Source organism: Gallaecimonas aegicerasi (assembly GCF_045291545.1).
Taxonomy (GTDB): Bacteria; Pseudomonadota; Gammaproteobacteria; order Enterobacterales; family Gallaecimonadaceae; genus Gallaecimonas.
Window position 1 is genome coordinate 1,135,596 of the sequence record NZ_CP149514.1, and the last position, 11,279, is coordinate 1,146,874.

Annotated in this window: 12 protein-coding genes; 6 read left to right on the forward strand and 6 right to left on the reverse strand. The window is 56.4% G+C overall.

Annotated features, from left to right (window positions below):
• A complete protein-coding gene (sppA, locus tag WDB70_RS05595) occupies positions 1–1,842 on the reverse strand; it encodes a signal peptide peptidase SppA (protein ID WP_406667444.1) in 1,842 nt (613 codons plus the stop codon).
• Between the two features lie 139 nt (positions 1,843–1,981).
• Between sppA and WDB70_RS05600 the strand changes: the two genes are divergently transcribed.
• Positions 1,982–4,012 (forward strand): FAD-dependent oxidoreductase, encoded by a 2,031-nt coding sequence (locus tag WDB70_RS05600; RefSeq protein ID WP_406667446.1) that lies wholly within the window; start codon positions 1,982–1,984, stop codon positions 4,010–4,012.
• Between the two features lie 29 nt (positions 4,013–4,041).
• On the opposite strand, the gene fur is transcribed toward WDB70_RS05600, so the two are convergent.
• Positions 4,042–4,485, reverse strand: coding sequence for a ferric iron uptake transcriptional regulator (fur, locus tag WDB70_RS05605; protein ID WP_406667448.1), 444 nt, complete (start codon positions 4,483–4,485; stop codon positions 4,042–4,044).
• A gap of 122 nt (positions 4,486–4,607) precedes the next feature.
• Here fur and WDB70_RS05610 point away from each other — a divergent pair, with 122 nt between their 5' ends.
• Both WDB70_RS05610 and WDB70_RS05615 read left to right on the forward strand, forming a co-directional pair.
• A complete protein-coding gene (locus WDB70_RS05610; protein ID WP_406667450.1) occupies positions 4,608–5,096 on the forward strand; it encodes a DUF4442 domain-containing protein in 489 nt (162 codons plus the stop codon).
• Entirely contained in the window at positions 5,093–6,079 is a 987-nt protein-coding gene (locus tag WDB70_RS05615; RefSeq protein WP_406667452.1) for an NADP-dependent oxidoreductase, read from the forward strand. The genes WDB70_RS05610 and WDB70_RS05615 overlap by 4 nt, the downstream gene beginning before the upstream one ends.
• A gap of 35 nt (positions 6,080–6,114) precedes the next feature.
• Here WDB70_RS05615 and fldA read toward each other — a convergent pair whose 3' ends face one another.
• Genes fldA through WDB70_RS05635 form a run of 4 tightly spaced genes read right to left on the reverse strand, consistent with a single transcriptional unit; the run spans position 6,115 to position 7,975 of the window.
• The gene (fldA, locus tag WDB70_RS05620; RefSeq protein WP_406667454.1) at positions 6,115–6,642 is read right to left on the reverse strand and encodes a flavodoxin FldA; all 528 of its coding nucleotides are present in this window, start codon (positions 6,640–6,642) and stop codon (positions 6,115–6,117) included.
• Positions 6,643–6,647: 5 nt separating this feature from the next.
• Complete coding sequence (ybfE, locus tag WDB70_RS05625) at positions 6,648–6,947, reverse strand: LexA regulated protein (protein WP_406667456.1); 300 nt, start codon at positions 6,945–6,947, stop codon at positions 6,648–6,650.
• The gene (locus tag WDB70_RS05630) at positions 6,947–7,168 is read right to left on the reverse strand and encodes a DUF2788 domain-containing protein (protein WP_406667458.1); all 222 of its coding nucleotides are present in this window, start codon (positions 7,166–7,168) and stop codon (positions 6,947–6,949) included. The genes ybfE and WDB70_RS05630 overlap by 1 nt, the downstream gene beginning before the upstream one ends.
• A gap of 51 nt (positions 7,169–7,219) precedes the next feature.
• A complete protein-coding gene (locus WDB70_RS05635) occupies positions 7,220–7,975 on the reverse strand; it encodes an alpha/beta fold hydrolase (protein ID WP_406667460.1) in 756 nt (251 codons plus the stop codon).
• Positions 7,976–8,081: 106 nt separating this feature from the next.
• Between WDB70_RS05635 and WDB70_RS05640 the strand changes: the two genes are divergently transcribed.
• Genes WDB70_RS05640 through astE form a run of 3 tightly spaced genes read left to right on the forward strand, consistent with a single transcriptional unit; the run spans position 8,082 to position 11,258 of the window.
• Entirely contained in the window at positions 8,082–8,567 is a 486-nt protein-coding gene (locus WDB70_RS05640) for a replication initiation regulator SeqA (protein ID WP_406667462.1), read from the forward strand.
• An 11-nt stretch (positions 8,568–8,578) separates the two neighbouring features.
• A complete protein-coding gene (gene pgm / locus WDB70_RS05645) occupies positions 8,579–10,210 on the forward strand; it encodes a phosphoglucomutase (alpha-D-glucose-1,6-bisphosphate-dependent) (protein ID WP_406667464.1) in 1,632 nt (543 codons plus the stop codon).
• A 46-nt stretch (positions 10,211–10,256) separates the two neighbouring features.
• A complete protein-coding gene (astE, locus tag WDB70_RS05650) occupies positions 10,257–11,258 on the forward strand; it encodes a succinylglutamate desuccinylase (protein ID WP_406667466.1) in 1,002 nt (333 codons plus the stop codon).
• Positions 11,259–11,279: the final 21 nt, after the last annotated feature.

An 11,279-nucleotide genomic window follows, 5' to 3' on the forward strand; every position in this document is an offset into this window, starting at 1 on the left:
TTACTGATAACTGCAGTCACGGCAGTACAGATACATGTTCTGCGGATCGTTCATCTTGAACATCGGTTCTACCGCCGTATTAACGTCAGCCATCAACTTGCTCAGCCAGGGGAACTGCTGGCTTTGCAGGTGGCCGGCAACACTGACCGAGGCACCCAGCAGGCTTTGTAGCAGTTTCTGCTCAGTGCTCAGCGGCTTGGTCACTTCAACTGTTGAGTAGTTCTTCAACTTGGCCAGTTTGGCGGCATCGTCAATAGCGGTTTGCAGAGTACCCAGTTTATCCACCAGGCCCAGCTCCTTGGCTTGGCTACCGATCCAGATATGGCCTTGGGCAATCTTGTTCACCTGCTCCTTGCTCATGTGGCGGCTGTTGGCAACCAGCGTCAGGAAGCGGTCATAGCCTTTTTCCACATTGGCCTGGATGATGGTTTTCAGGTTATCCGACAGCGGCCGGGTCAGGGTGGTGCCGGCGTACTCTGAGGTGCCTACACCGTCAGTATGAACCCCGATGCTGTCCAGGCTCTTCTCAAAAGTGGTGAGCAGGCCGAAGATACCAATAGAGCCGGTCAGGGTCGTCGGGTGAGCGACGATTTCATCGGCACTGGCTGAGATCCAGTAGCCGCCGGAGGCTGCATAGGTACCCATGGAAGCCACCACCGGTTTGCCGGCTTTTCTCAGTGCCAGCAGTTCCTGACGAATGATTTCACTGGCAAAGGCGCTGCCGCCGGGGCTGTCTACCCGCAGCACCACAGCTTTGATGTCTTTATCAAAGCGAGCCTGGCGCAGCAGCGCGGCAATGGAGTCACCACCGGACATATTCACCGGGGCGGTACCGTCAACAATTTCACCCTGGGCCACAATGATGCCTACTTTCGGCCCCGGTTTTTTAATCTCGACTTTCGGGTGAATCAGCGACAGGTAATCGTCAAAGTCGATGCGACGGTAATAGTGATCTTTACTGTCTTCACCAACCTTGGCGATGATCGCCTGATCCATCTCGTCGCGGCTGGCCAGTACGTCAACCAGGCCTTCGTCTTTGGCTAACTGGGCAAAATCAGCTCCCGCCGCTTTAAAGCGCACCGGCAGGTCGGCCAGCATGGCATCCAGGGCGCCGGGCTTGAGGTGGCGCAAGGCAACGATTTTTGCTTCGTACTGGTGCCACAGGGCATTGAGGAAGGTGCGGTTGGCGTCTTTCGCCGGCTCGGACATGTCGTCACGGATGTAAGGTTCAACCGCTGACTTGAAGGTGCCTACCCGGAACACGTGGGTAGTGACTTTCAGCTTGTCGAGCAGCGACTTGTAATAAATCCGGTAACGGCCAAAACCGTCAATGCTCATAAAGCCGGATTTATTCAGGTAAATCTTGTTAGCGTAGGCGGCCAGCAGGTATTGCCCCTGGGTGTAGTAATCCCCCTTGGCAATCACTTCTTTACCGGCGGCTTTAAACTGCTCAAGCGCGTCGCCAATGGTCATCAGCTTATCGGGGCTGGAAGTACGCAAACCGTCCAGGCGCAGCACAATCAGCTTGATACGACTGTCGTCCTTGGCGTTACGGATCACATCCAGCACATCGCCGAGCTGAATTTCCTGAGGGCGGTTGCTGTCCTGCAGCTTGCTGACAAAGGCCTGTACCGGGTCAACCCGTTTGGCTTTTTCCACCAGCACGCCATTGAGGTTCAGCACCAGCGCGCCCCCATCAGGCACTTTCGGGCCTTTGTCCTCTCGAGAGGAGGCAAAGATCCCGACCAAAATAAACAGCACCAGCAGGCTTACTACCAGTTTTCGCAATCCATTCAGTGCTGTCCAGATGAACAGCAGCACATTCTTGAGCATTTGCAGCATATGTTGTCCTTTAGACGTGTTGCCTTTATCGCATGCTATGAAATTGTGCCATAGATGCGAAATGGAATTTGTAACCGTTTGTTGATCGCAACTCATCGGATCAGTAGTCTTGCTGCATCACTTACTCACCGGCAGCGCCATGACTAGTCACGCTTATCCCCATCTGCTTGCCCCGCTGGACCTGGGTTTTACGACCTTGAAAAACCGTGTGCTGATGGGCTCCATGCACACCGGGCTGGAAGAAGAAAAAGACGGTTTTGCGAAAATGGCGGCCTTTTACCGGGCGCGTGCCGAAGGTGGCGTCGGGTTGATTGTTACCGGCGGCATCGCGCCGAATTTTCGTGGCCGCCTGGCGCCTTTTGGCAGCCAGTTATCCTTTGGCTTTCAGGCCCGCAAGCATCGTCAGGTAACCGACGCGGTGCATCAAGGGGGGAGCAAGATCTGTTTGCAGATCCTCCATGCTGGCCGGTATGCCTATCATCCTTTTTCGCTGGCGCCCAGCGCCAAAAAGGCGCCCATTAACCCGTTTAAACCCAGTGCCATGTCGGTTCGGCAAATCAACAGCACCATTCGGGCCTACGCCAAAACGGCTGCTTTGGCGAAAAAAGCCGGTTACGACGGTGTGGAAATCATGGGCTCGGAAGGCTACCTGATTAACCAGTTTTTATCCGAGCGTACCAATGAGCGAACCGATGACTGGGGTGGCAGCCGTGAAAACCGCAGTCGTCTGGCGCTGCAAATCGTCCGGGCCGTGCGGGAAAAAGTAGGCCTGCATTTCATCATTATTTTCCGGTTGTCGATGCTGGAGCTGGTCGACAAGGGCATGACCTGGGATGACGCCGTTTACCTGGCTCATGCCTTGGAAAAAGCCGGTGTCACGCTCATCAATACCGGTATCGGCTGGCACGAGGCACGGGTACCCACCATTGTGACGTCTGTACCGCGGGCGGCCTTTTCCTGGGTTACGGCGAAAATGAAAGCCGAAGGGCTCGGCATACCGCTAATCACCACCAACCGTATCAATGATCCGCAAGTAGCGGAGAGCCTTTTGGCCAACAATGAAGCGGACATGGTGTCGATGGCGCGGCCACTGCTGGCTGACCCGGATTTTGTCAATAAAGCGGCGGCTGGCAAAGCCGATCGGATCAATACCTGTATTGCCTGTAATCAGGCCTGCCTTAACCATGTTTTCGAACAAAAACGCGCCAGTTGCCTGGTCAACCCGCAGGCCTGCTACGAAACCGAGCTGATTTTCAAAACTGTGGCCAAGGCTAAGCGCATCGGCGTGGTTGGCGCTGGCCCGGCGGGTATGGCTTTTGCCTGTTACGCCGCCGAGCGCGGTCATCAGGTGGTGCTGATGGACGCCGCCGCGGAGCTTGGTGGCCAGTTTAATTATGCCAAGCAGATCCCCGGCAAAGAGGAATTTGCCGAGACCCTGCGTTACTTCAAAAATCGTCTGCATGATCTGGGTGTAGAAGTACGCCTGAACAGCCAACAAAGTGCCGACAGCCTGGCAGCAAACGGCTTTGATGAAGTGGTTCTGGCAACCGGTATTTTGCCGCGCACCCCAGCCATTGACGGCATTGACCACCCCAAGGTGCTGAGCTACCTGGATGTGCTGCGAGACCATCAGCCGGTCGGGCCAAGCGTGGCCATTATCGGCGCCGGGGGCATTGGCTTTGATGTCGCCGAGTACCTGGCCGAAAGCGGCCCTTCGGCCAGTCAGGATAAAGACCGCTGGCTGGCGCAGTGGGGTGTTGATAAAACCATTCAGCAACCTGGCGGCCTGGTCAGTGCCAAAAAGCCACAAGCCGCCAGGCAACTGTGGTTACTGCAACGCAAAACCAGCAAGGTCGGTAAAGGCCTGGGCAAAACCTCTGGCTGGGTTCATCGCCAAACCCTCAAGGAGTTGGGGGTGAAAATGTGGGCTGGAGTCAGTTACCAGCGCATCGATGATGCCGGGCTGCATATCATAAAAGACGGTGAAGCTCTGACACTGGCGGTAGATAACGTCATTATCTGCGCCGGCCAGGAGCCGAACCGGCAGTTACAGCAGGCGTTGCTGTCGCGGGGGCTGTCAGTACATCTGATCGGTGGTGTCGATGTGGCGGCAGAATTGGATGCCAAAAGGGCCATTCGCCAGGGCGCCGAGCTGGCCGCCAGCCTGTAATAACAAAGGCCAGTCAGGCTGGCCTTTGTTTATGCTTCGCCGAAGCGGCGCTTGTCGCAGGCTTCGGTGTCTTCACATTCACCATAAAGATAGAGGCTGTGGTGAGTCAGTTTCATGCGGTTGGTTTTGGCCACTTCCCGCTGGCGTTGCTCGATAACATCGTCCATGAACTCGACCACCAGACCACATTTAAGACAGACCAGATGATCATGGTGATGCTTATGGGCCAGCTCAAACACCGACTTGCCGCCTTCGAAATGGTGGCGCGAGACAATACCGGCATCGTCAAACTGGTTAAGTACCCGGTAGACGGTGGCCAGGCCGATCTCTTCGCCCATATCGAGCAACCGCTTGTACAGCTCTTCGGCACTGATGTGCTGAAAGTCGGGCTGTTGCAGCAGCTCGAGAATTTTTACCCGGGGCAGGGTGACTTTAAGGCCAGCGTCGCGCAGCGCCTGATTTTCGTCTGCCATGCAAAATCCTGTGTTGGTTGGCAGGGGATTCCTGCAATTTACCCCGACAAGTTACCCAACTGGCCAAGCCATTTCCAGTGTCGGGAACTTATCAACACGCTATCTGAGGGAAAAACACACTGATGAAAGCCTGGGTTTTTAAAAAAGGCAGCCGTATTCGCCACCTGCTTAACTGGTGGCCACCCTTTTTGTTCACCGGCATCAAGATCACCCACCTGGCCGATGATTTTCGTTATTGTCGGGTGGTGCTCAAAGATCGCCCCTGGACCAAAAACGCCAACGGAACCCAGTTTGGCGGCAGTCTGTTTGCCATGACCGACCCTATCTACGCGCTGATGCTGATGGGGCTGTTGGGTAAGCGTTACCATGTCTGGGATCGTGCCGCCCGCATTCACTTTGAAAAACCCGGCATTGGCCCGGTGGTGGCAGAGTTTCGGGTTACTGACGGCCTGCTGGAAGCGATTGAGCAGGGGACTGTCGCGGGTGAAAAGTACCTGCCGGAGCTGGTCACTGACATCAAGGACTGTCAGGGTGATCTGGTGGCGCAGATCGAACGCACACTGTATGTCAGGCTTAAACGCCAATACCGTCCCAAAAAGGAGGTCGCATGAAGCAACAGTATTTTACTCTCACTCAGCACCCGGAAGGTGTTCCCGGCAAAGACAGTTTTGCGCTTAAAAGTGCACAGTTGGCTGAGCTGGCTGACGGCGAAGTGCGGGTGCGTAACAGCTACCTGTCGGTAGACCCGTACATGCGAGGCCGGATGAACGGCGTTAAAACCTATATCGAGCCTTTTGAACTGGGCCGGCCGATGGACGGCGCCGCCGTCGGTGAGGTGATTGCCTCAAAAGCAGAAGCCTTGCCGGAGGGCTCCAAGGTGCTTCATAACCAGGGCTGGCGTGACTTGGCTCAGGGACCAGCAGCGGATTTCAAAGCGCTGCCGGATGCCTTGCCTGAGCGCTACTTTTTAGGCGTGCTGGGCATGCCGGGCATGACTGCCTGGACGGGCCTTAACAAGATTGCCGGGCTGAAACAGGGCGATAAAGTGCTGGTTACGGCGGCTTCCGGTGCCGTTGGCAGCCTGGCCTGCCAACTGGCGGTGGCCAAGGGCTGCCATGTGGTTGGGACAGCGGGCAGTGACGACAAAGTGCAGTGGCTGGAAAGCCTTGGCGTGGCCGGAATTAACTACAAAACCGAGGGGGATCTTTACCAAGCTTTGCGCCATAAGACCCCCGATGGCATTGATGTGATTTTTGAAAATGTCGGCGGGCCGTTGCTGGCGGCGGGCATGAATGCGGCTAATCCGTTTTGCCGTATTGCCCTGTGCGGCATGATCCACCACTACAACGACGGCAAAGCACCCACCCCGGACAACTTCTCGCAGGTGATCGCCAAGCGGCTGCGGGTGGAAGGCTTTTTAGTGTTCGATCACTGGCAGCACTATGACACTTTCCTGGCAGAAGTAATGCCCTGGGTGCAAGACGGCCGCATTGCCGTCAAAGAAACCATCGAGCAGGGGTTACAGAGCATGCCGGATGCCTTCGCGGCGCTGTTCAGTGGCGGCAATACCGGCAAGATGCTGGTGCAGCTGTAAAGTAAAAAGCCCCTGTGAACAGGGGCTTTTTAGTCTCAGTCTTCCAGCTCGGCCAGACACATCTCGTCATAGACCTGCTTGACCCACTTCTCGACCCGCTCGGCGGTCAGCTCTGGCTGCCGGTCCTCGTCAATCCCCAGGCCAATAAAGTGGTTGTCATCGACCAGCGCCTTGGAAGCAACATAGTTGTACCCGGCTGTGGGCCAGTGGCCAACAATGGTGGCGCCCTTGGCTTCAATGATGTCACGCAAGGTGCCCATGGCATCCAGGAAGTACTCGGCATAGTCTTCCTGGTCGCCGCAACCAAAAATCGCCACCAGCTTGTCGGAAAAATCGATGTCTTCCAGGGTTGGGAAGAAGTCATCCCAGTCACACTGTGACTCACCGTAATACCAGGTGGGAATGCCCAGCAGCAGCAGGCTGAAATTGTCGATGTCTTCTTTGCTGGACTTGGCGATGTCATGAACTTCAACCATGTGCTTGCCCAGCTGCTTTTGAATCATCTTCGCTACCGCTTCGGTGTTACCGGTGTCACTACCGAAGAACAGACCTACAGATGCCATTCGCCTCAATTCCTCTCGTTGTTGGTGGTGTCACTGTCACTAACACCGGCTTGCAATAAGCTTTCTATCAATTCGCTGCGGCTGATATTGCGCGCTTTTGCCATAGCGTTAAGGGTATCAAAAAGTTCGCCATCAACTTTGATTTCAATACGCTTCAGGCCTTTTTCCCTGTCTCGCCGGATCTGATTGCGCTTGTTAACCTTCAGCTGCACCTCACGGGGCAGGGGGTTAGAGCGGGGGCGGCCCCGGCGCTTTTCTTCGGCGAACAGGTCAATGGTAATTTTGTCAGTAGATTCTTTGGCCATTAACCCACACCCGATCCTTCCCAGACCATTTTGATGATCTCTTTGACAATAAAGCCGGCACATCCCAAAAACAGCACCAGCCAGACAATAGCCCGACCAAACCGTGGGACGTTGCCGCGCTTGAGCACGTCATGAATGGCCAGCCCAATCAGCACAAAAATGGTCAGGAAAAACAGATCCAGGCCGATGGTTTCCAGCAGTTCATAGTGCTTTGCCAGCATGGGAACAGGTCACCTTAATCAAGTGGCGCGGATTATACCCAAGGGGCGGTGTCAGCTCAAAAAGTCCAGCACCAGCTTGTTAAAGACCGCCGGTTTTTCCGCGTGCAGCCAGTGGCCCGTACCCTGAATGACCTTCAGGCTGGCCCCCGGAAACAACTGTTTTACGGTATCGGCGTGCTGTTCGGTTAAATAGGGAGACTCGCTGCCCTTGATAAACAGCGTCGGGCCACCAAAGGGCTGGCCTGAGGGCGCCGCCAGAACATCCTGATAATGTGCTGCCAGTACCGGCACATTGAGCCGCCAGTAGTAGCCGTTTTCCCCTTTTTGCAGGTTCTTGAGAATAAACAGCCGCACGCCCGGGTCGGTAATGTACTGGCTGACCGCCGCCTCAACATCTTTACGGTTGTTGTAGTCGCTCGGCTCAACTGTGGTCAATGCCGTAAACACAGCATCGTGGTGGCGCTTTTGGTAAGCCACCGGGGCAATGTCGGCCACCACCAGTTTGTCGACCCGGTTCGGGTAGTTCAGGGCCAGCTCCATAACGGCTTTGCCACCCATGGAGTGGCCAACAAAACGCGCGCGGTTGATGCCCAGTTGGTCCATCAGGGCTATCAGATCCCCGGCCATGGCCGGGTAGGTCATGGTGTCATCGTGAAATGACTTGCCGTGGTTGCGCAGATCCACGGTGGTCACACGGAACTGTGTTTCCAGTTGCCGGGCCAGGTTGCCAAGATTGTCCAGTGAGCCAAATAGGCCATGCACCAGGATCACGTCCGGGCCCTGGCCACGCTGCTGATAATTAAGCATCGGGTTCTCCTTTCGGGGGCGCTATTGTGCAAAGCTGCGGCTGGGCATGCAAATCACTTCCGCCTATGTATAATCGCGTCAGTGTCAACCCGACCCGGGACTCAGGATGAAAACCATCGACGTCGATGACGATCTCTATCAATACATTGCATCCAACACCCAGCGTATAGGTGAAAGCGCTTCCGATATTTTGCGCCGCCTGCTGGACGTAGACAATCAGCCCGCCCCGAGCGAGGCCCCGGTGGCCAGCGCGGCGCTAGCCAGTGCAGCGCCGAGCAGCCAGCCTGCCAGCCACGATGCCAACAGTGCCGTGGGCCGTTTCATTCAGACGCTGACGGATCTGCATCAGCGCCATGGTGACGACTTTAAGGTGGTGCTGAGCATTCGTGGCCGCGATCGGCTCTATTTTGCGACCAGCGCCGAGGCACTGAATCAGGCCGGTAAATCCACTAACCCGAAAGCCATTGAGGGCAGTCCTTACTGGGTGGTAACCAATAACAATACCGCCAAAAAACGCAGTATTGTCAGCCAGGTAATGGCAGCGCTGGGTTATGACGAAGCCGTTATCAGCGCCACCGTGAACAACATTTAAGGAATTTCAGCATGGCTTTGCACCCCAATGCCGGCAAAATGCCGCCGGCGGATCAGTTAATTGATCCGGCCAAGCTGGTCACCGCATTTTTTACACTCAAGCCCGATGTCAGTGACCCGGCCCAGCAGGTGACGTTCGGTACCTCCGGGCACCGTGGCTCCAGCCTGAATAAGGCATTTAATGAAGCACACCTGATGGCGGTGGCGCAGGCGGTGGCAGACCACCGTCAGGAGCAGGGCATTACCGGCCCGCTGTACCTTGGCCTGGACTCCCATGCCTTATCGGCGCCCGCCTTTGCCACGGTGCTGCGGGTGCTGGTGGCCAATGGCGTGCAGGTACGCTACGAAGACCGCTGCATGACCCCGACGCCGGCCGTGTCACATGCCATTTTGGCCCATGACGGCAGTGCTGATGGTCTGATTTTGACGCCGTCGCACAATCCGCCGGAAGACGGTGGTATCAAGTACAACCCGCCGGATGGTGGCCCGGCCGACACCAATGTCACCAAGGTGATCCAGTCACGGGCCAACCGCTACCTGCAAGACAACCTCGAAGGGGTGCAGGTGCTGGGCTATGAAAAAGCCAAAGCCAGCCCCAAGGCTGAATTGTTTGATTTTATGGCCGACTACATCGACAACCTGGACAAGGTGGTCGACATGGCGGCCATCAAGCGCGCCGGGCTGCGTTTAGGGGTTCACCCCATGGGTGGCGCGGCCATTGATTACTGGCACGCCATCAAGGCGCGCTGGCAGCTGGATGTGACGCTGGTTGAGGAACGCATTGACAGCCGCTTTGCCTTCATTGCCTGCGATCATGACGGCAAAATTCGCATGGATTGCTCCAGCCCTTACGCCATGGCGCCATTGATTGCTGTCAAAGATGACTTTGATCTGGCACTGGGTAACGACACCGACGGTGACCGCCATGGCATCGTTACCCCGGACGCCGGGTTGCTGAACTGCAACCGTTATCTGGCCGTCGTGGTGGACTACCTGCTCAAGCACCGGCCAACATTGCCGGCCGATCTGGGTGTTGGTAGCACTGTGGTTACCAGCGCCCAGGTAGGGCGGGTGACTCGCGCCGCTGGCCGCCACTTCATGGAAACGCCGGTAGGGGTGAAATGGTTCGTCGACGGCCTGTACAACGGCAAGCTCATTTTCGGTGGTGAAGAATCTGCCGGTGGCAGCTTCGTTACCATGGACGGCAAGCCCTGGAGTACCGATAAAGACGGTATCATCATGTGCCTGCTGGCGGCGGAAATTCTGGCCGTCACCGGCAAAACGCCAAGCCAGTATTACCATGACATCATTGAAAGCCAGTTCGGCCCAACCTGGTATCAGCGGGTTGATGCGCCCATTACCGCGGAACTGAAAGCCGGTTTTGCCCGTCTGCGCCCGGATGTGGCCGAAGGCGAACAACTGGCCGGTGAGGCCATCGTCGATGCCTTTACTCATGCCCCCGGTAATGATGCGGCTATTGGTGGCCTCAAGGTGGTCACTGAAAACGGCTGGTTTGCTGCCCGTCCGTCCGGCACCGAGCCGATTTACAAAATCTACGCCGAGAGCTTTCTCAGCCAGCAACATCTGGATGCCATTCTGGCTGATGCCCAGACGCTGCTTGGCCGTTGGTTGGCTTCGGCCTGAATGCACAAGAGGCGCCTGGCGCCTCTTTTTTTATCAAGGAGAAAGCATGTTCCCTGATAACGATTTACTGGCCTTTACCCTGGCCAACCCCGATGCCGCCGAACCGGCACAATGGACCACCGCTGCAGGGGTCAGTGCCGAGCTGTGGGATACCGGTATCCTGCAATTAACCCCGGCGCAGCCCGGCGGCAAAGACATTGTGCTGTCTTGTGGCGTGCACGGTAATGAAACAGCGCCCATTGAGATTGTTCGCGATCTGGTCAAAGCCATTCTTGATGGCCAGCTGGCGCTGAGCCACCGGCTGCTGATCTTGCTGGGTAATCCGCCGGCCATCAAAGCCGGGCAGCGGGAAATAACGGAAAACCTCAACCGCCTGTTCAGTGGCGCCCACAGCAAGGGTGACAACGACAATGCCGAGCGGCGCCGGGCCAGGGCGCTGGAAGCGGCGGTGCGACGTTTTTACGCGGCGCCTGGCCGCGAACGTCTGCATTACGATCTGCACACCGCCATTCGCGGCTCCAAACATGAAAAGTTTGTGGTCTATCCCTTCTTGCACGGGGCGCCGCGCAGTAAAGAACAAATCATGTTTTTGGCCAAGTGCGGTGTTAACACTGTGCTGTTATCTGAAAGTCCCACCACCACCTTCAGTTATTTTTCTACCAATGAATGTGCCGCCCATGGCTTTACGGTGGAATTGGGCAAGGTGCGGCCCTTTGGCCAGAATGATATGCGCCGCTTTGCTGCTGCGGCCGATACCCTGGCAGAACTGGTCAGCCAGCCGACGGTGGCGTTGGCGGATTACGATCCGTCCGTGCTCAACCTGTACCGCATCAGCCGGGTGATCAACAAAGACAGTGAGCAGTTTCAGTTCACCTTCGGGGATGATCTGGAAAACTTTACGGCCTTCAAAAAAGGCCACCTGCTGGCGACCGACGGCACTACCGAGCATCGCGTTGAATTACCGGAAGAGGCGGTGATTTTCCCCAATGCCAAGGTGGCAGTAGGGCAACGGGCCTGTCTGCTGGTAACCCGTACAGAACTTGACTGACCGCTGGCGCCCGCCTGTGTA

Coding starts and splice junctions, on each gene's coding strand:
- sppA (WP_406667444.1), bottom strand. CDS start 1,842: ATGCTGCAAATGCTCAAGAATGTGCTGCTGTTCATCTGGACAGCACTG.
- WDB70_RS05600 (WP_406667446.1), top strand. CDS start 1,982: ATGACTAGTCACGCTTATCCCCATCTGCTTGCCCCGCTGGACCTGGGT.
- fur (WP_406667448.1), bottom strand. CDS start 4,485: ATGGCAGACGAAAATCAGGCGCTGCGCGACGCTGGCCTTAAAGTCACC.
- WDB70_RS05610 (WP_406667450.1), top strand. CDS start 4,608: ATGAAAGCCTGGGTTTTTAAAAAAGGCAGCCGTATTCGCCACCTGCTT.
- WDB70_RS05615 (WP_406667452.1), top strand. CDS start 5,093: ATGAAGCAACAGTATTTTACTCTCACTCAGCACCCGGAAGGTGTTCCC.
- fldA (WP_406667454.1), bottom strand. CDS start 6,642: ATGGCATCTGTAGGTCTGTTCTTCGGTAGTGACACCGGTAACACCGAA.
- ybfE (WP_406667456.1), bottom strand. CDS start 6,947: ATGGCCAAAGAATCTACTGACAAAATTACCATTGACCTGTTCGCCGAA.
- WDB70_RS05630 (WP_406667458.1), bottom strand. CDS start 7,168: ATGCTGGCAAAGCACTATGAACTGCTGGAAACCATCGGCCTGGATCTG.
- WDB70_RS05635 (WP_406667460.1), bottom strand. CDS start 7,975: ATGCTTAATTATCAGCAGCGTGGCCAGGGCCCGGACGTGATCCTGGTG.
- WDB70_RS05640 (WP_406667462.1), top strand. CDS start 8,082: ATGAAAACCATCGACGTCGATGACGATCTCTATCAATACATTGCATCC.
- pgm (WP_406667464.1), top strand. CDS start 8,579: ATGGCTTTGCACCCCAATGCCGGCAAAATGCCGCCGGCGGATCAGTTA.
- astE (WP_406667466.1), top strand. CDS start 10,257: ATGTTCCCTGATAACGATTTACTGGCCTTTACCCTGGCCAACCCCGAT.